This is a genomic window from Peristeroidobacter soli (assembly GCF_004138485.1).
GTDB classification, from domain to species: domain Bacteria; phylum Pseudomonadota; class Gammaproteobacteria; order Steroidobacterales; family Steroidobacteraceae; genus Steroidobacter; species Steroidobacter soli.
Genome location: NZ_RYEV01000003.1, coordinates 337632 through 357375, shown reverse-complemented (window position 1 = coordinate 357375; position 19744 = coordinate 337632). Strand labels below are relative to the sequence as shown.

Annotated in this window: 14 protein-coding genes and 2 pseudogenes; 8 read left to right on the top strand and 8 right to left on the bottom strand. The window is 62.4% G+C overall.

The annotated features are described in order from the left end of the window. Positions 1–67: 67 nt before the first annotated feature. The gene (locus EKO19_RS10360) at positions 68–652 is read left to right on the top strand and encodes a porin family protein (protein ID WP_129776344.1); all 585 of its coding nucleotides are present in this window, start codon (positions 68–70) and stop codon (positions 650–652) included. Between the two features lie 79 nt (positions 653–731). On the opposite strand, the pseudogene amrS reads toward EKO19_RS10360, so the two are convergent. Further along, positions 732–1556: pseudogene (gene amrS / locus EKO19_RS39810) on the bottom strand (AmmeMemoRadiSam system radical SAM enzyme); the annotation flags it as partial. 1149 nt (positions 1557–2705) lie between these two features. Further along, positions 2706–3182 (bottom strand): annotated as a pseudogene (locus EKO19_RS39805) (hypothetical protein); the annotation flags it as partial. Positions 3183–3273: 91 nt separating this feature from the next. Here EKO19_RS39805 and amrB point away from each other — a divergent pair. Further along, positions 3274–4074, top strand: coding sequence for an AmmeMemoRadiSam system protein B (gene amrB, locus EKO19_RS10350; protein WP_129776342.1), 801 nt, complete (start codon positions 3274–3276; stop codon positions 4072–4074). Beyond that, positions 4071–4628, top strand: coding sequence for an AmmeMemoRadiSam system protein A (gene amrA / locus EKO19_RS10345; protein WP_129776341.1), 558 nt, complete (start codon positions 4071–4073; stop codon positions 4626–4628). The genes amrB and amrA overlap by 4 nt, the downstream gene beginning before the upstream one ends. A 4-nt stretch (positions 4629–4632) precedes the next feature. Here the strand turns inward: amrA and treS are convergent, their stop codons facing one another. Beyond that, on the bottom strand, positions 4633–7902 hold the full coding sequence (gene treS / locus EKO19_RS10340; RefSeq protein WP_129776340.1) for a maltose alpha-D-glucosyltransferase: 3270 nt from the start codon (positions 7900–7902) through the stop codon (positions 4633–4635). A gap of 238 nt (positions 7903–8140) precedes the next feature. Here treS and EKO19_RS10335 point away from each other — a divergent pair, with 238 nt between their 5' ends. The 5 genes from EKO19_RS10335 (at position 8141) to EKO19_RS10315 (ending at position 14379) form a co-directional block, all read left to right on the top strand. Continuing rightward, positions 8141–10093, top strand: a complete 1953-nt coding sequence (locus EKO19_RS10335; protein WP_129776339.1) for a methyl-accepting chemotaxis protein — start codon at positions 8141–8143, stop codon at positions 10091–10093. A gap of 199 nt (positions 10094–10292) precedes the next feature. Then, a complete protein-coding gene (locus EKO19_RS39470; protein WP_322095739.1) occupies positions 10293–10946 on the top strand; it encodes a DUF1475 family protein in 654 nt (217 codons plus the stop codon). Next, positions 10943–11746: a DUF1295 domain-containing protein gene (locus tag EKO19_RS10325; protein ID WP_129776338.1), complete on the top strand. Its 804-nt coding sequence runs from the start codon at positions 10943–10945 to the stop codon at positions 11744–11746. Before EKO19_RS39470 ends, EKO19_RS10325 begins: the two co-directional genes overlap by 4 nt. 90 nt (positions 11747–11836) lie before the next feature. Further along, entirely contained in the window at positions 11837–12910 is a 1074-nt protein-coding gene (locus EKO19_RS10320; RefSeq protein WP_129776337.1) for an SAM-dependent methyltransferase, read from the top strand. 86 nt (positions 12911–12996) lie between these two features. Further along, complete coding sequence (locus EKO19_RS10315) at positions 12997–14379, top strand: TonB family protein (RefSeq protein ID WP_129776336.1); 1383 nt, start codon at positions 12997–12999, stop codon at positions 14377–14379. A 9-nt stretch (positions 14380–14388) separates the two neighbouring features. Here EKO19_RS10315 and EKO19_RS10310 read toward each other — a convergent pair whose 3' ends face one another. The 5 genes from EKO19_RS10310 to EKO19_RS10290 are packed head-to-tail and all read right to left on the bottom strand — an operon-like array spanning position 14389 to position 19732. After that, positions 14389–15300, bottom strand: a complete 912-nt coding sequence (locus EKO19_RS10310) for a hypothetical protein (protein ID WP_129776335.1) — start codon at positions 15298–15300, stop codon at positions 14389–14391. Positions 15301–15307: 7 nt separating this feature from the next. Beyond that, positions 15308–16396: a hypothetical protein gene (locus tag EKO19_RS10305; RefSeq protein WP_217705244.1), complete on the bottom strand. Its 1089-nt coding sequence runs from the start codon at positions 16394–16396 to the stop codon at positions 15308–15310. Positions 16397–16411: 15 nt separating this feature from the next. After that, entirely contained in the window at positions 16412–17506 is a 1095-nt protein-coding gene (locus EKO19_RS10300) for a vWA domain-containing protein (protein WP_129776334.1), read from the bottom strand. After that, on the bottom strand, positions 17487–18899 hold the full coding sequence (locus EKO19_RS10295) for an FHA domain-containing protein (RefSeq protein ID WP_129776333.1): 1413 nt from the start codon (positions 18897–18899) through the stop codon (positions 17487–17489). Before EKO19_RS10295 ends, EKO19_RS10300 begins: the two co-directional genes overlap by 20 nt. Further along, positions 18899–19732 carry a MotA/TolQ/ExbB proton channel family protein gene (locus tag EKO19_RS10290; protein ID WP_217705243.1) on the bottom strand — a complete coding sequence of 278 codons (834 nt, stop codon included), beginning with the start codon at positions 19730–19732 and terminating at the stop codon, positions 18899–18901. The genes EKO19_RS10295 and EKO19_RS10290 overlap by 1 nt, the downstream gene beginning before the upstream one ends. Positions 19733–19744: the final 12 nt, after the last annotated feature.

The following is a 19744-nucleotide window of genomic DNA, read 5'->3' as shown; positions in this document are numbered from 1 at the left end:
CCGCATCAGGGAACTGCCGCTGCAAACAAGCGTTTGGCACACAGTAGTTGCAAAACGGAGTGTGTGCATGAATCGCGCAATCATTGCCGCGACCTTGTTGGCATTGAGTTCCGGAGCTGCTTACGCGGCGCCTGAGAACGACAGTGGTTTCTACCTTGGCGGTGGTGTCGGTCAATTCAACATCGAGGTCGAGGGCCTCGATACATTCGACGACGCACTCCGCACGCTGGACGACGACGATACAGCGTGGCAGGCATTCATCGGCTGGCGCCTGAATCCCTATATTTCCTTGCAGGCAGCGTATGTCGACTTCGGCCGGCCCGAAGATGACTTTTCGAGCAGCACCGGCAATCACGGCAAGTTCCGCGCCGAGCTCTCGGGCTTCGCGCCTTCGATCATCGGCACCTTGCCGCTCGGTCCCGTGGAACTTTCCGCCAAGCTGGGCTACTACATCTACGATCTGAAACTCTCGGGCGATATCGACGATCCGGAGCTGAACCGGAGCGATAGCGGCGAGGACTTGATGTATGGCGTCGGCCTCGGCGTGACGTTCTTCGATCATCTGCACGCCAAGCTCGAGTACGAAAAGATCGAGCTCGACCGCGCCGAGGATTCGAATGCTTTGTGGCTGACCGGACAATGGCGCTTCTGAGGATAGGTTCGTAAGGACGGTCTAGAGCGACCTGAAGCACCATGGGAAGCCCGCCGGTGGCGACATCGGCGGGCTTTTTTTAGCGAATCATCGCCGCCAGGCGCACTGGCATGCGCTTCGCGCCCCACTTGCCGGCCGCGCCGTCGAACACGCCGGGCAACTGCGTGCCACAGTGCAAACACTTGCCGCTCGCATCGAGCTGCCACTCACCCAATTCGTACCAGTCGCGCTCGATCACACGGTTGCCGCAGCCGACACAGTAAGTGCTCGCGCCGGCCGGGTCGTGCACGTTGCCGGTGTAGACGTAGTGCAGTCCATTCCTGCGTGCAATGTTTCTTGCACGGGTCAAAGTCGCGGCCGGTGTATGCGACTTGTCCATCATCTTCCAATCCGGATGGAACGCGGTGAAGTGCAGCGGCACGTCGGGGCCGAGCTTGTCCATGATCCAGCGGGTCATCTGATCCAGCTCGGCGTCCGAGTCGTTCTCGTCGGGAATCAGTAGCGTGGTGATCTCGAACCACACCGACGTTTCGCGCTTCAGGTATTCGAGCGTTTCGAGCACCGGCGCCAGCTCGGCGCCGCAGATCTTCTTGTAGAACCGCTCAGTGAATCCCTTGAGGTCGACGTTGGCGGCGTCCATGTGTTTATAGAACTCCTCGCGAGGCGCGGCAGTCATATAACCCGCCGTCACCGCCACACTCTTCACGCCCGCTTCGCGACAGGCATCGGCGACATCCATCGCGTATTCCATGAACACGACCGGATCGTTGTACGTGTACGCAACGCTGGAACATCCCAACCGCCTGGCGGCCGAAGCCAACATTTCCGGCGTGGCTCGATCGGCGAGCGTATCCATCTCGCGCGACTTGCTCATGTCCCAATTCTGACAATTCGAGACGGCGAGGAAGGACGCAAGATAGGAGTGATCAGGGTCATCCACTTCGAGGTTGTAGACCAGTCCCTCGTAGGCCGTCCGCTCGACACTGCGCAACGGCACCAGGAATTTGTCACCGACGTCGCGCCATTGGGTGCGTTCCGGAGCGGAGCGCGTACGCTGCTCGTAGCGGTCGCGCTTGAATTTCACGATGTATGTGGTCGCTTGGGAGACTTCCCGTCCCTCCATCACTTTTGTAGGCGCCGGCTCATGCACGAAGAATGTCGGCAGCACATCGATGTGCAGCCCCAGCTCAAACAGGCCGAGTGCCAGATCGCGCGACACGGAATTACCCACAACGTGCGCGGGGGCGAAGTAACCGTCACCTGCGAAGTAACCGCTGAGGAATGCGCGAATGGCCGATTCAGGTGCGCGCGCGACCTCCACGGGAACGCGCTTGCGCTTGGCGCCCCGACCGCAGAGCGCCTCAAACAGCCGAGCCGTGGAGGTACTACGGACTTCGACCGTGACGGTCGTGCGCCGATTTACGATGATCGGTGTCGCACCCAGTACCTCCGTTAGCAGTCGCGCTGTTCGATCGACAAGATGCGTTTCGTGATGCGCGCAGGAAAAGATCAACTGACGAGCATGAGGACGCTGGGGATGAACGCCGATGGAACCTTCAGCACAGTAGAATCCCAAGAGCCAGGCAAGGTCGGGCGTGAGATTGAGGTACTGCGGCACTCCCGCGCCACGCTCTCCGGTAAATTTCACGCGCCCCGCTTCCATACGCAGCTGGATCTGCCGCCTGCGGGGCGGGGACAGTAACCCACGTTGCAGTCGACTTCGCAGAGTACGCACGTACGCGGGGTGATAGCCGAGCGCCGCGCCGAGTTGGGCCGACGTCCCGGTCGCTTGGAGGTGCGCCGTAAGCGCATCAAAGTCTATTCGATGCTCACGAGGCGCGTGAGTTTCGAGCACGACCGCACCCAGTATTTCGGCGACGTCGAGTCGCACCTCCGCACCTGCCTTTCTCTTGGGAACCACCAGATAGTGATCCGCCGTGAGCTTACCGGCCTCGATCTTCTCGATCGCGTCGAGATTGCCGCGAACGGCTGCAAAGACTCGGTGATTCGCGGTCAGCAATATTGGTGGGCAACAGCTCGCCTTGATCGACAGCAGCTCGCCCGAGTGCCGGTGTGCAAAAACTTTCGAGACCCGTGCCGGCTTCGACTCGCGAGTCCACACTTCAAGCGATTCCGGCAAGGCGATCTCGCCCTGTCCATGCACCACCTTCTCCTGGCATTCGTCGAACAGCTCGGCGATCCGCCTCATGCCGCGCGTCGTCGCGACCAGGGTGTCGGGGTGGAAACAGAACTTGCACGCAAGATTGCAGCCAGCCGTACCGAACGACAGCACCGATGTGCCCGGCAGGAAGTGATTCAGCGGTTTCTTTTCGATGGGATCCACACAAAAGCCGCTCGAGCGCCCGTAGGTGTAGAGCTTGACCTCGCCGCCTTCGACACCGCGCACGAAGCACAAACCACGCTGCCCTTCGTGCATGCGGCATTCGCGAGGACACACGTCGCATTGGATGCGGCCATCGTCGAGCCGGTGCCAATGCCTGGTGGGATGAACTATAGAAGGAGCTTTCATCGCTGGTCTTTCATCAAGAGGGGCGGCGGCGTATACATAGCACTGGTCCCCATCATGCACCTGAATCGGCCACGCCGGAACGCGAAATAACGTGAGTACCAGGGTTCGCCCCCCAGCCGTCGCGGGCCTGTTTTATCCGGGCGATCCGGAACAGTTGCGCGAGGTGGTATCGGAGTATCTAGCACAGGCACCTACAGTGGCCGGCCCGGTGCCGAAGGCTTTGATCGTGCCGCATGCGGGATATATCTATTCAGGCGTCATCGCCGCGGCGGCGTACTCGCACGTCGCACATCGGCGTAGGCAAATCCGTCGCATCGTCCTCATCGGCCCGAGTCATCGCGTCTATCTGCGCGGCATGGCCGTGCCCGCGGCCGAGGTCTTTCAGACTCCGTTGGGGATGGTGCCGGTGGATCGCGAACTCAAGGCGCGCTTGCTGGAGCAGGAGCATGTCGTCGAATCCGACTCACCTCATGCGAGCGAGCATAGCCTGGAGGTGCAGCTGCCGTTCTTACAAATGATGTTTGATGATTTCACGCTACTGCCGGTAGCGCTCGGCTCTGCCTCACCGCCAGCGGTAGCCGCCGCGCTCGCGGACGTGTGGGGCGATGAAGAAACACTGGTGCTGGTCAGCTCCGATCTCAGTCACTACTTGCCTTACGACCAGGCGCGCACGGTCGATGCCGAGACCAGCAACGCAATCTTGTGCAACGACGCGACACTCACTGGCGAACAAGCCTGCGGTTGTATAGGCATCAACGGCCTGACATTTCTGGCTCACCAGCGAGGGGCACGCATCGAGGAGATCGCCCGCTGCAACTCCGGCGACACCGCAGGGGATCGCAACCGAGTGGTGGGCTACGGGGCATTCGCGCTGCATGAGTCGGTCGCATGAGCCTCAGCCCCGCGCAACGTGCTGAGTTGCTGTCGTTAGCGCGTACGTCGATCGAAGCCTCACTGCCAACGGGAGAACGCGTTCCTTACGACGCGTTGCCTCTGCATGCCGACTTGACGCAGCCCGGCTCGTCGTTTGTCACATTGCGCGTGGGCGAGGATCTGCGCGGCTGTTGCGGCACCATCGAAGCAACGCATCCCTTGCATGTGGATGTTTGGAACAACGCGTATGCATCCGCCTTCGCCGATCCGCGGTTTCCAGCAATCACACCGGCAGAGTGGCGCGACACGGGCATCGAGATCTCCGTACTGAGTGAGCCCGAACGGTGTAACGCGCGTAGCGAGGCGGAACTACTAGAAGTACTACGCCCAGGGATCGACGGCGTGATTCTTCAGTCCGGCGCCAGACGCAGCACGTTTCTACCCGCGGTCTGGGAGCAATTGCCCGAGCCGCGAGACTTCCTGCGTCATCTGAAGTTGAAAGCCGGATGGCCAGCGGATTTCTGGCTCTCCGACATGCAAGTGTGGCTGTACACCACGGAAAGTTTCGGTTAAGCGCTCACTCGAAAGAAACGTCCAGCTGCGCATACAGAGCTTCGACCGCGGCGAGCAACATTTCAGGGCGGCGTTCCAACTCATGACGTAGCGCGTGCACCGACCGGATGACCATGAACAGTTTCAGCAACCGCTGCATCCCCGCCTCGTTGCTCGGCAAGATGCCGGATTCGATCACGCCCCGCCGATAGCCCTGCAGGAACGCGCGAGTCGTCAGGAACTGCCATTTCGCGAGCTCCGGCTCGAGCCGTTCACGCAACTCGGGACGATGCTGGATGGCGTGATCCAGCGCCACGGTATGCGCGTACTGGAAGGACAACAACACACTTGCCACGTCGTGCAGCGGTGAATCCTTCTGACGTCGCTCTTCCAAGGGCAGCCTGGTATCGCCTTCGAAGCCCGTCAGCAGAAAATCATCCGCGGCCAGCATCACCTTGGCGAGATGCAAATTGCCGTGAATGCGCGTCCGCAGACCATCGATGGGCGTCGCGGTCAGCTCACGAATGTAAGCGAACAATCGCTCACGGGCATTGATCAACTGCTCGGCCCGCGTGCGTACGCTATCCGCCAGAGCTGGCAGGCGCTGACTGAGCACATTGAGCACGGCTTCGGTATCGAACTGCACGGCGCTGTACCAGCGCGACAGATCCTGCGAACGAATCGGTTCCGGCGCGAACGCCACGTCCGTCGCGCGCGACAGAATCGTATGCATGTCGCCAATGCGCCGGCCCAAGGTCTGCATCTGCGTCGTAAACAACGCATGCGGCGCCTCCGGCACGCTCGCATCCTGCGACGAGAGCAAGCTGGCGTGACGCTCGAGATGATTGAGGGCGTAGTTCCACACGTCGCCCTGATTGCGCACATACGCGAACAGCGACACCAGCAGCGTCGGCGTCTCGTCCTCCCAGACGACGTTGCCCAGCATCGGCGAGATCGCCTTGAAGCCGGCATCGGTGAGCAGACGCGACATTTCCAGATCGGGATGCGTGCCGGGCTCGGCTCGCCGATACACCTTCAGGAACAGCGACTCGTCGATGACGATATTGGTATTGGTGGGCTCGGTGCCGACATGACGCACGCTCTGCAAATCCGGCTCGGGCAATTCGGGCAACGGCACGCTTGCCTCGAAACGCAGCTGCCCGCCCGCGAACGGCAGGGTCGCGTGATTCGCCATGTTCTGGATCAAGCCGAGACAGAAGATCGGATCGGCGAACGCATCGATCATCACGCCGACCCGGGCATGCTCACGAACCTTGGCCAGCGTCCACTCCGCGGTCTTGAGCACGGCGTCTACGCCATCGTCCCAGCCGATCGTCAGCGGCATGATGTAGCGACGACGGCCGGCGACGCCATCGACATCGACGAAACAAATCAGATACGAGCGCTGTTCATAGCGCCACAGCGAGCGCGGCCCGAGATGCACCGATGCGATCTCGTCGCGACTGTGCGAGAACCAGCCCCGCGCACCGATGAATTCCGGCAGCACTTCGCTTTCCAGCTGCTGCAAGGTCCGGCGCAAGAGCCCGCCGTTCGCGGCCTTGGCGACTTCGGCGAGGAAGGTCGCGAGCCCTTCCGTCAACACGAGCACGGGCAGTTCCGTGGCAGGCAGACGTTCGACGTGCCAGGGCGGCGGGGGCGCTGAGTCGCTCAGCTGCAGCCAGAAGAAGCCATGCGCGGGCAACGTGAGGAAATACGGCAAGTCGCCAACCGGCGGGAATGCGTTACGGCCCAGCATCTCCACCGGCACACGACCTTTGTACTTCGACAGGTCGAGCTCCACCGCCTGCGCGGTCTGCGACAGGTTCGCGACGCACAGAATCATTTCCGAGCCGCAGCTGCGCACGTACGCGATGATCTTTCGGTTCTGGGGCCTCACGAACTCCAGTGAGCCACGGCCGAAACATTGGAACTGACGTCGCACGGCCAGCAGGCGTCGAGTCCAGTTCAGCAACGACGACGGATCGCGACTCTGCGCCTCGACGTTCACGGCTTGATATCCATAGATCGGGTCCATGATCACGGGCAGATACAGCCGCTGCGGATCGGCGCGCGAGAAACCGGCGTTGCGGTCGATGCTCCATTGCATGGGCGTGCGCACGCCATTGCGGTCGCCGATGTAGATGTTGTCGCCCATGCCGATCTCGTCGCCGTAATAGATGATCGGCGAACCGGGCATGGACAGCAGCAGACTGTTCATCAGCTTGATGCGATCGACATCGTTGCCGAGCAGCGTCGCCAGACGACGGCGAATGCCGACGTTCACGCGCATGCGCGGTTCGGCGGCGTACATCTTGTACATGTAGTCGCGCTCGCGATCGGTGACCATCTCCAGGGTCAGCTCATCGTGATTGCGCAGGAAGATGGCCCACTGACAATTCTCGGGGATGTCCGGCGTCTGACGGATGATCTCGGCGATGGGATAACGATCCTCGAGCGCCACCGACATGAAGATGCGCGGCATGAGCGGGAAGTTGTATGCCATGTGGCATTCATCGCCCTCGCCGAAGTACTCGCGCACGTCCTCGGGCCACTGATTGGCCTCGGCCAGGAACATGCGGCCGGTGTAGCTCTCGTCCATCGCGGCACGCATGCGCTTCAGCACCGCGTGCGTCTCGGGCAAGTTCTCGTTGTTCGTGCCTTCACGCACGCACAGGTACGGAATCGCGTCGAGCCGCATGCCGTCGACGCCCAGGTCCATCCAGAAGCGCATGACGCGGATCACCGCCTCGACCACTTCGGGGTTGTTGTGGTTCAGGTCCGGCTGATGCGAGAAGAAGCGATGCCAGTAGTACTGGCGCGCCACCGGGTCCCAGGCCCAGTTCGAGGATTCGGTATCCGTGAAGATGATACGGGTGCCGGCGAACTTCTTGTCGTCGTCACTCCATACGTAGAACTCGCGCTCCCGCGACCCCGGCGCCGCCAGCCGGGCCGCCTGAAACCAGGGGTGCTGGTCGGAGGTGTGGTTGATGACCAGCTCGGTGATGACCTTCAGGCCCCGCCGGTGCGCCTCCTGGATGAACTGCTTGAAGTCCTCCAGCGTGCCGTAGTCCGGGTGGACGTTGGTGTAGTCGGCGATGTCGTAGCCATCGTCGCGCAGTGGCGACGGGTAGAACGGCAACAGCCAGATGGTGTTGACCCCCAGCTCCTGGATGTAGTCGAGCTTCTGCGCCAGGCCGGCGAAGTCGCCGATGCCGTCGCCATTGGCGTCCTGGAACGCCTTGACGTGCATCTGGTAGATGATCGCGTCCTTATACCAAAGCGGATCGTCGCTCATGTTCTGACGCTTATGCGAGCTCGAGGGTCGATGGGTTCAAACGCACTGGACCGGTTGTCGGGTTCCCTCGGACATCCGCCCGGAGGGCGGTAGAGAGCCGAGTGAACCGGGTCACAAAAGCTGTCACCCCTATACCGACTCCGGTGATGCTCTCTCAAGAACGCCTGCCCTCCGCCGATTGCGGTCTTGGGGCGAGCATCGCCCGGATCAGGCTCGCCGCGAACTAAGAAAAGCACGTATGTCGAGTACATTGGACCGTTTCCTTGCGCCCGGCATCCAGCTGATGCAGGTGGCGCGCCTGTCGATCAAGTTCGCGATCATCAGTACCGCCTTCATGGTGCCGCTGTGCGTCGCGGTGTACGGCGTGGTCAGCTACTCCAAGAGCAATATCGAGTTCGCTCAGCAGGAAGAGCTGGGCACCGCTTTCCTGCCGTCCCTGAACGAGTTCATGGGCTCCCTCTCCGCCCGGCGCGCCGGGGGTGGCAGCAGCGCGACCGGCGCCGGCTCGGTTGCGCTCGACCAGGCTTCGGCCGTGAACGAGTCGCAGGACAACGCCCTGGCCATCGACCAGGACTTGCGTCGGCTGCAATCGAGCTGGAACAGCGACGCAATCGACGACACCGCCGCGCAGGCACTCTCTTTGTACGGACTGGTCAGCGACAACTCCAAGCTGACGCTCGATCCGGACCTGGATTCGTACTACGCCATGGCGATTGTCATGGACTATGCGCCGAAGCTGGCGGAAACCGCCGCCCGGTTCGACGCCCTGGCGCTGCAGATCAAGGCGGCAGGCACGGTCTCCAGCGCCGACGATGCGGCCATCCAGTTCATCGCCGCGCGCACCTCGACCTACCGCGACTCGCTCGCCCTGGCCATCAAGCGCGCCATCGGCGCCAACCCCTCGCTTGCATCCCGGCTGGATGGCAGCAAGGTCGAGCAAGCGTACTTCGATTTCACTACTCAGGCTGAGAAGCTGCGCAAGGGCGATATGACCGCCGCGCAGCCCGGCGTGGGCGGCAAGCTCAGCGACGAAACGATGTCGGTGTCGACGGCGACCACCGGCGTGCTCAACGACCTGCTCGCGGTTCGCATCGACGGCTTCGAACGGCAGCGAAACATTCTGCTCGCGATCACTTTCATCGGGCTGTCGATCGCGGTGTATCTGATCGGGGCTTTCTACTGGTCCAACGTGCGTGGTTTCGCCGCGCTCATGACTCGCATGCGCAAGCTCGCTCAGGGCGACCTGACGACGAATTATCCGGCGCGTGGCACGGATGAGATCGCCCAGCTGTTGAATGCGTTCAACGGCAGTCGCGGGCAGCTGCAGAATCTGGTTCAGCGCATTCGTGAAGTGACGGGCGAGATCGATAGCGCCGGCCAACAGATCGCCAGCTCCAACGACGAGCTCGCTCAGCGTGAAGCGTCGCAGTCGTCGGCGGTGCGCATGACTGCCGAGCGTGCTCAGCAGGTTCAAGGCAACGTCCAGCGCAATCTCGATAACGCCCTGCAGGGCGAGCGTTTGTCGACCGATGCGCGTGGTGTCGCTTCGCGTGGCAATCAGGCGGTGGGCCAGGTCGTGCAGACGATGCAGGCCATCACCAGCTCGTCCCGCAAGATCGGCGACATCATCGGCGTGATCGATGACATCGCGTTCCAAACCAACCTGCTTGCTTTGAATGCTGCCGTTGAAGCTGCGCGTGCTGGCGAACAGGGCCGCGGCTTCGCGGTGGTCGCGAGCGAAGTGCGTAGCCTGGCGCAGCGTTCCGCTACGGCGGCGAATGAAATCAAGAAGCTGATCGGCGCGTCGATCGAAGACGTGCAGAAAGGCGCGGCACTCGTGAACGGTGCCGGCGACACGATGAAGGAGATTCTCGCGTCGGTGGAGAGCGTGTCGCACATCATGCAAGAGATCGCGACCGCCAGCCGCACGCAGAGCGACGACATCGCCCAGTTACATCACGCGATCGATCGCATCGACGGCGATACTCACCAGAACGCCGCCCGCGTCGAAGAGACTGCGGCTGTCGCGCAGTCGCTGCGCAGTCAGGTCGAGACGCTGCTGGATGCGGTGGGGATGTTCACGCTGACCGGCGACCCGGCACGCGCGAAGAGCGCGGCCGCCCCACACCACCAGCCTGCCGCTGCTCCGACCGCGCACTCGAACGAGCAATCCCTGCGCTCCGCCGCCTAGGCGGCGGCCAGCTATCGCTGGCGCCGCGTTCCGGAAGTTTGGCAACGAACAGGAACGGGTCGCGGAGATAGTTGTCGCGGCGTTCGCATTCCGAACGTCGGCACCCGCCGCGAACATATCGGCCATAGCCTCGGCGCGGCGTTCGCATTCCAGACGTCGGCGCCCGCGACCAAGACATCGGCGGTGGCTGTTGGGGGGAGTGTCCTCCCGGCAGCTTTGCGGTACAGGGACGGGACCGCAACAGCAGGGCTCACCAGGGACGTGCGCCAAGGAGCGCGAGGCGCGACGAGCGTGCCCGGTGCCGGGAGGACACTCCCCCCAACAGCCGCCGCGAACCACTGACGCCCCCGGGAACACTCTCACCGCAAGCCACCGACGCCTCCGGGTAACGCGCTCACCGCAAGCCACCAACGCCTCCGGGACACGCCCGTTCAGGTTCCTGCATCCATCCGGGCCGCCCACTACGAATACCTCCAGCAAACAAGAGGCATTCCATGTGACCACCCGAGCCCTGCTGCAGATCCTGTTTGCGGCTATCCTGCTGTCCCTGCTCGCCTACACCGTGTGGGCCAGCAGCCAACAACCCGTATGGCACTGGCAAGGCTGGGCCAAAGGCCCGGACCGCCACTGGACCATTGCCACGCTCATCGACGCGTACTACGGTTTCCTCACCTTCTTCGTCTGGGTGTGCTTCAAGGAGCGCGGGCTGCTGTCGCGCGTTCTATGGTTCGTGGCCATCATGGCCCTGGGCAACATGGCGATGGCGAGTTACGTGCTCTGGCAATTGCAAAAGCTGCCGCCCGGCGCGCCGGCCAGCGACATCCTGACCTCACGCACCGAGCCGGCCAGATGAGTCCGCTGCTGCTCATCGCATCGGGCACGCTGCTGGTCTTTCTGATCATGACCGCGCTCTGGCTGCTCGGCATTCGCAATCGGAACTTCAGCTACGTCGACATCGGCTGGTCGGGAAACTTCGCGCTGCTGGCCCTGCTGTACGCAGCGCTCGCGCCCGGCTGGGAAACTCGCAAATGGATCATCGCGGCGATGTACGCGCTGTGGTCGGTGCGGCTCGCGGGTCATCTGGCCAAACGCATCATCGGGGAGCCCGAGGAAGGCCGTTACATCGAGCTGCGCCAGCGCTGGGCGGCCAATCTAAACGCGAAGTTCTTCGGTTTCTTTCAGCTGCAGGCATTGCTGAACGTGATTCTGGCCGTGCCGCTGCTCATCGCTTGTCTGAACCCCGCACCCAGTCTGCACATGCTGGAAGCCGCCGGCGTGGCGATCTGGCTGGTGGGCCTGATTGGCGAGAGCATCGCCGACGGTCAGCTGGCCGCGTTCAAGCGGGATGCATCCAATCAGGGCCGAGTCTGCGATGTAGGGTTATGGCGTTATTCGCGTCACCCGAATTATTTCTTCGAGTGGACGATCTGGATCGGCTACGCCGTGTTCGCGCTGGCGTCCCCGTGGGGCTGGCTGGCGCTGGCGATGCCGGCGTTGATGCTGCATTTCCTGATCAACGTGACCGGCGTCAAAGCCACCGAGGAGCAGGCGCTGCGCTCCAAGGGCGAGCGGTATCGTGAATATCAGCGGCGCACGAGTATGTTCATTCCGCTTCCAAGGAAGCGCTTGGCGGAAAAAGCGACCGACGGTTAGTAACCAACCATGGCTTGCTGGAACTGATGCCGCCACCGTAGACAACTTTCATTCGCATACCACGAACGATCAACAGCTACCGAGTTTCCTATGACCGCCACCGTTGCCTCACCGCGTCCCGCCGATCCGGCGGTCTCACTGCCCTTCCGTCTGCTGGCTCGCAATCTGTTGCCCGACTCGGTCGTGCGCTTCGGCATCCGCCGGCTGCTCGCCGAGCGGCTGCGCGAAGAGAAGCGCACCAGTGAAGAGGCCCAGCAGCGTCATTTGATGCGCTTCATCGCTCAGCTCAAGGCGAGCCCGATCGCGATCAACACGCGCGAAGCCAACGAACAGCACTATGAGCTGCCGTGCGAGTTCTTCGAAATGGTCATGGGCAAGCACATGAAGTACTCGTCCTGTTATTTCCAGCCGGGCGTCGCCTCGCTCGATGAGGCCGAGGCCGAAATGCTGGCGCTGACCTGCCGGCGCGCTCGCATCGCCGATGGCGAAGACATTCTCGAGCTCGGTTGCGGCTGGGGCTCGCTCACGTTGTGGATGGCCGAGCGTTATCCGAATGCGCGCATCACCGGTGTCTCGAACTCACGCACTCAAAAGCAGTTCATCGAAGCCCGCGCCGCCAGTCGCGGCCTGAAGAACATCCAGATCATCACCTGCGACATCAACGATCTGGCGCTGGATCACGAGCGCTTCGATCGCGTGGTATCGGTGGAGATGTTCGAGCACATGCGCAACTACGAGCAGTTGCTAGCGCGCATCGGTTCGTGGCTGAAGCCGGCCGGCACGCTGTTCGTGCACATCTTCACTCATCGCGATTACGCCTATCCGTTCGACGTGCGCGACGAGAACGACTGGATGGCCCGCTACTTCTTCACCGGCGGCATCATGCCCAGCGATGGCCTGCTCGGCTATTTCCAGCGCGACCTGCGGCTGTCGGATCACTGGCGCGTCGACGGAATGCATTACAGCCGTACGGCCGAGTGCTGGCTCGACAACATGGACGCCAATCGCGCGCGCATCGAGCCGATTCTGTCGGCAACGTACGGTGCGGAAAACATGCGCCGCTGGTGGGTGTATTGGCGCGTGTTTTTCATGTCCTGCGCCGAGCTGTGGGGCTATCGCGGCGGCCGCGAATGGTTCGTTTCGCACTACCTGTTTACAAAATAGCCGCGGGCTTGTGCATGCAGGCCGCGCGTCGTAGCCTGTCCGGGAGCGGGAAAAACATGTTGAGCTGACGAGTCGGTGGGGTGGTGATGAAAATCAGGCCCGTGCTTGGAGCGGTTACGGTGAGCGCCGTGCTCGGCCTCACGTGCTTGATTGCCGCGCATGCCGCGACCCCACCGCCCCGTCCCGAATCGCAACAGGAATTCTGGGCGCGCTACGACAAGCGCGATTGGTCCTCCGCCATTGAAGAAGCGCGCCGTCTGGTCGAACGGGCGCGTGCGAATTCGCGCGAACCGATGCAGCTCGCCAATGCATTGACGCTCCTGGGCAACGCCCAGCTCAGCGGCGGCGATCGCGCCAGCGCTGAAGGCACCTTCCGTGAAGCGTTGCAGATCACTGAATCGCAAGGCGCCGGCTCCGGGCCGGCGGCGGTCGATCCGTTGCGCGGTCTGGGTTACTCACTGGCGTTGCTCGAACGCCATGAAGAGGCCGTTCCTTTTCTGGAGCGCGCGGTCATCATCAGCCGCCGCAACTTCGGCTTGTTCGATCCGAGTCAGCAGGGCTTGTTACGTCAATTGGCCGCCAGTCTGACGCGGATTGGACGTGGCGCCGAGGGTCAGAAGCAGATGCTTTATCTGCAACGTATCGGCGAACGCACCTATGGCGAACGCGATCCGCGCCTGTCACCCGTGTACTGCGTGGTCGGCGATTGGTACCTCGATACGGGCAACTTCATGCTGGCCCGCGAGCGCTACCGTGCGGCGTTCGATGTCGTCGAGAACAAGCTCGGCAAGAACGACCCGGCGCTGGTTCTGCCACTGCGTTCGCTGGCACGCAGCTACGTGCAGGAGGTGTACTTCATCGCGCAGGGCTATCAGCCGATGGAACAGCGCGGCGCGGACGCCGCGTCACCGATGGAGCCTCGGGGCATCAATCCAAGGTACATCAGCAGCGACGGCGAGCGGGCATTGCAACGCGCGCTGACCATTCTCGACGCGCATTCCGACACGCAGCCGGCATTGCTGGCGGACACGCTGATCCAGCTCGGCGACTGGTATCAGGTAAAGCATCAGCCTGAGAAGGCGCTCCCCTACTATCGGCGCGCCGCTTCGCTGGTCGCCAAAGATGACAAGGCCGCGCCCGAGGCGGCGGGCGCGCCGCTGAGTTTTCCGGTGCGCGTCTACTATCCGACGCCGCCGCTGGCGATGCGTAATCGGCAGCTCGCACCGGCGCAGATCGATGAAAAGTTCGTGTCCGTGGAATTCACCGTCACCGGTTCGGGCGACGTGCAGGATGCGAAAGTGATCGAGCAGAACGGCTCGCAACGCCAGGCGTCGGAAGCGCTGGAAGCGATCCGCGCGTCGCGCTATCGACCGAAGTTCGTCAACGGCGAGCCGGTCGACACCCAGGGCGTGGTCAACCGCGAAGTATTCAAGATCCGCAAACAGGACGGCGACGAAAGTCAGTCCTGAGTTCAAAGATCAGGACTGGACCGGCGCCAGACCGATCGCTTCGGGTTCGGGATCTTTCTTGGCCGGGTCATCCTGCTTTTCGACCTCCGGCTTCTCGACCTCGGGCTCCTTGGCCGCATCTTCGGTCGTCTTGGGAGGCGCGCTGGTCTTTTTGGCCGGCAGCGGTGGAAGGGGGACAGGGACCGCAGCTTTCTTTTCTTCCACGCTCGGCGCGGCGCCGGGTGCGGGAGGTGTCGCTGCCTGTGGCGGCACATCGGCCGTTGCCGACTCGGGCAACAGTCCACGCATCACTGCCTGCTCGCGGAATTCGACAGCGAGTTTCGCGCCAGCGTCTCGCATCGCCAGCGCGGTCGCGGTCGACAGCGGCGCCTCACTCGACAAGCCCTGCGATGGCGATGTGCCATACCCAGTGAAACCCCACGAATCGGCGAGCTTGCCGTCGGGCAGATAAACGTTCACGCGATATTTGATGCTCACCGCGTAAAACGGTGAGCCGGCGTCGCGCGGCGTGACGAAGGCATATTCCTCGATGCTCGGTTCCAGAATCGCGGCGACGCCGCCCGGCACTTGCGTGCCTGCGTTGACGCTGTCCACCGGGATCACTCGTTCGAACATCGCGTTCATCAATCGCGTGATGCCATCGGCCTGAGCCTTGCCCAGATCGACGTGCCACTTGGTGCTCCAGCGCTCTTCCTTGTGCACGTAATTCGCGAACTCGGTGGGCACGAACAGCGCCACGCCGATCGGAATCTTCACCACCAGCGGCGGTGGAATATTGGTGCTCGCCACCAGCTTCACCGGACCGCAGCCCGCCAGCCCCAGCATCGCGGTGCCGAGACCGCACGCCGCCGCGACCACGAGTTGTCGCCGGCAGGCTTGCAGCCATGCGCTCGAGCGAGACAGCAGACGAATGTCTTTCACGATGACCTCAAGGCGCTGGGCCGGACGCTAGAGCCTGGACGACAGGATTGCCGCCCGGGGCCGGCGTGGCGTCGTTGTCTCCGATCCGAAATCGGGTACCGCTGCGCGCCGGGTCCTGCAGGCCGACGAACGAACCGCCATTACGTTGACAAAGAATCCGCATCAGCGTCGCGAAGCGGATGCTGGTGTACTGAGGCGCGTCCGGGCGCACGGGGAAGCCGATCGCATGGATGCGCACGCGGCGCTCGCCGGTCGCGTCCTCACGATTGATGATATCCACGCCCTTGACCACCGAGTCGATGGAAGAGCCGGTGAACTCATCCCCAAATACGTACAGGCTGATCTTCTTGTCCTTCGAGTGATAGGTGCGGATCGCCTCGACGATGCCTTCGATGGGACTGGAGTTGGAGAACACGTTCCAGGTGCGCAGCCGATCGATCACGGTGCGCCGTTGATTCGGCGTGTCCGGAATCCACTTGCCGCGATAACCGCTGAACATGTAGGTGCCTTCGTCGCTCATCACCTGAAAGCCCTTCAACTGCGGATAGACGTTCAGCGTCTCCTCCACCTTCTGCAGCATCATGGGCCACACGTAATTGAACATGGAGCCCGAAGTATCGATGATGAAGATGATGTATTCGCTGTCTACCGGGATTCCTCCGATCGCATCGTCCTTCTTGCGACGGAAGCCGGCGCCCAGCAACCGTTTCATTTCATCGGTCAAGGTCTGCTGCGCGGACGCCAGCCGGCCTTCGAGCTGATTGGCGACGTCGGCTTCCTGCTTAGACGCGTTGTACTTCCCTTTGATGTTGCTCAGGTCGCCTTGCAAGCGCGCGATCCGGCGCTTCTCATCCGACAGCTGTTCCTGCTTCGCTGTCAAATCGCGATTCAGGATATCGGCCTGACCCTCGATCTCGATCAGCTCGTCCTGCAGGCTCAGCAACTGCTCCTGCAGATCCTCCTGGGACTGTTCGATGCTCGGCGTACGGATATTGCTCAACACCAGCAGCAACACCACCGACCCCAGACCGCACGTGATGCAGTCCAGGAAGGAGATGCTGAAGACTTCAGTCTCGCGGCGTGCTCGCTTACCCATGGCTGGTGCTCCGGCTCATGGCCAATCCTTCGACGGGCTCATGAAAGAGCCGCCGGTGTCGCGCGCCGCCACCCAGAACGCCGCCGGCGCCATCGGATCGCCTTCCATGGGCATCAGGATGACGTTGAAGGGCACGCTGCGCGGATATTTGGCGAAGGCGCGATCGAACAGCTTGAGTCGCGCATCGCCGTCGATGGTCTTGCGAATCAGTGGCGCGGAGGCTGCCTGCGTCGGCAAACCATCGGTGACCATGATGACGTTGTCCGGCTTCGGATTGAGTGCGTTCAACGCGAGGAAGGCGTTCTCGATACTGGTGCCGTCGGCCGGCACGGTCTTGCGCAGCTTGTCGAGCGCTTCGGTCAATGCATTGGGATCATTGGTCTTGAGCCACTTGCCTTCCGAGCCTTCCACCAGCGCGTAGGTCTTGGTGTTGAAGGCGTAGATCTGGAACTGCCCTTCCAAGGGCATCTGCGCGGCCAGCCATTCGACCGTCGACACCGTGCGCCGCCACTTTTGTGACATCAGCTTCTTGGCGTCGGACATGTTGCGCATACGAATGATGTTGACGACCGTCTCGTCCAGCATGCTGGCGGACACGTCGACGAACAGCAGAATGCGATCGCCGCCGACCTTCAGACCCGTCAGATATTGACGATCGCCCTGGCCGACGAAGCCGCGCACGCGAGTGCCGGTGGCGCTGGGATCCTTGCTCGCGCCTTCCAGGCGACGGTTGCCCTCTTCCAGCGATTTCAGATCGGCCTTGAGCCGCTCGATGGCCTCGCGACGCGACAATGTTTCCTTGTCCGAATCGGCCAGCTCGACCTTGAGGCGCTCGGTCTCTTCCAGCACCCGGGTGCCCATGCCTTCGGTGCGTACCGACTCCTTGTCGGTCTCGATCATCGAGTTTCGCAGCACCACCAGCTTCTGGTAGCCCTCCAGCACCTTCTCTTCCATCTTGGAGACTTCGGCGCGCTGGGTCTGATCCATGGTCTGGGCGCGCAGACCGCCTTGTGCATTGATCAGCGTATAGACGAGCACGACCGACCCGAATGCACAGGTGATGCAATCGAGGAACGACATGCTGAAGACTTCAGTCTTGCGGCGCGCCATGGTCGTTCACCAGTTGAATCAGCTCGAGCGTGACGCCGGGCGAGCCCAGGCGCAGTCGATCGCCGACAGTGAGCGCGGTCCGTCCCGAGACCTTTTCGTCGTTGACGAAAGAGCCGTAGGTACTGTGATCTTCGACCATGACGGCGCCATTACGCCGGACGACCGTGCAGTGTGCCCGCGAGATGCCAGGCAGCGCAGTCGGCAGTACCAGCGCGCGCTTGCCACCATCGACCGCCCAGCCAATCGTCAGCGGTTGATCGGTGATGCTCCAGGCGCGGCCTTGAAACAAAACATGCGTCGGTCGCAGCTGCGGCGGAGTCGCGTCGACATCGGACGATGGCTCGTCGCCCGACTCGGCACGCGGCACAGGCAATTGAAATACCAGAGCCAGCGAGTCCGGAGCGCGGCGAATGCTCGTTTCGTACTGAAGCGCGCCCCACGCGGCGGCGGCCGGCGGCAACACTTGAATCGTGCAATCGCGAAGTGTTTTCAGACGATCCAGCAAGCCCGGCATCGCCGCGACCCGCTGCGACACTCGCAACTCGATCGGCAAGCCAGCGACGCGCGCGTTCTGCACGAGTCGTAACAATTCGAGATAGTGAGGCTCGGCGGCGGCGATGAGCTGCGCGCGCTCCACTTCCAACTGCAACTCACGGTCGCCGAACTGGAACGACAGCGTGATCGCTTCCGCCTGCTGCAAGTCGCTCAGCCATTGCGGCAACTGATCGACCAGCCGTTGTTCGCTGCTGGCTTCGTGCAGCGGATCGAAGCGGGTCTTGCGAACGAAGTTCTCGGCGATGAATTTAGCCAGGGTCTGCTGGATGCCCAGCAAGCCGTGGCGCAAGGCGATCTCATAGCGACTGCGTTTCAAGCCAGGATGCTCGCCGCCCGAATATTCGAGCACGGTGAGCAATGCCTGATGCAGCTCGAGATCGAGGTGGAGCACTCGCGCCGGCACGGGCTCCAGGCTGCACGCAGCGAGCGCGGCGTCGACGAGACCCGCGACACGCACGCCCGTTTCGTTGATCACACCGAGCAGCAGACCCAATTGCTCACGGCTGTAGCCCGCGGGCACCGCGAGCAGCACAGCTTCGTTTTCCTGCTTGAAACGACCGAGCAACGCTTCCGCCTGCGCGAACGCGACGTCGGCCGTCGTGCCCGCGACCCGCGACGGACGCGTCAGTGGCTGAGTGCTCAAGGCACGCCAGAAGTTTGTATTCGCCAGTAGCGGCTTCACTCGCAGCCGCTGCAGCGCATCCACCCCCGTGACCGTTGTCTGATCTTCCAGCAACGCGACGCCCGGGGCATCCGTGACGACGTCGACGCTCTCGCCCCCGTTATTGTGTTTACGAGCGACTATCAATGCCGCGTCGATGAGTTCGAGTGCTAGCACTACCTCACCTGCATGTGCCGGATCAGATGCTGATCGATCCAGTGATCGGTGTCATGCACGAACTGCTCTTGCACCTGTTGCAGCTGATGCAGGAAGAACATCAGGATCAAGGTCAGCAGCAGCGCGACGAACGTGGCGTTGAACGCGATGCCCAGGCCCGAGGTCACGCCGGTGATATCGCCGCTGACCGCCTTATGAGCTTGCAACAGCGCGTCGCCGATATGACGCACGGTGCCGATGAAGCCGATGGCCGGGATGGCCCAGGCGATGTAACGAACCATGGCCAGGCCCGAGTCGAGCCGATCCGCTTCGGAATCGCACACCGACTTCGACGTTTCGGCGGAGTCGCGGATGCTGCGTGTCGCGGAGAATCGATCGAGCGTGCGCTGTAACGCGCGCACCACGAGCATGGGCTTGTCCTGAGGCGGCAACGCCTCCAGCTGACGCGAGTAATCCTTCGCGTCCTCGGGCAAGACCTTGATGCCTTCGGGCACGTGGATCAGCTCGCGCTCGAGCAACTTGCGTTCGCGACGGACCAGCACGGCCTTGTAGCCGAGGATCAGCAGCGCCCAGATGAAGTGAATGATCTCGACTTCCTGCTCGGGCGCGTTGATGGTCAGGAGCAACGAGCGCTGCGGAACGTAATCCTTGTCGGCCTTCAGGCGTGCCTGCTCTTGCGCGACGATCTCGTCACCGTTGGGACGGATCCACGACACATACAGCGCGTGCACGACCACGATGGTCGCGACCAGCATGATCAGGGTGACGAAGAACTCGCTCGGATAGTTGGCCGTACGAGTAGCGCGGGGAGCCGGTGCGGCGGCGGTAACCATGATGGAGTCCTG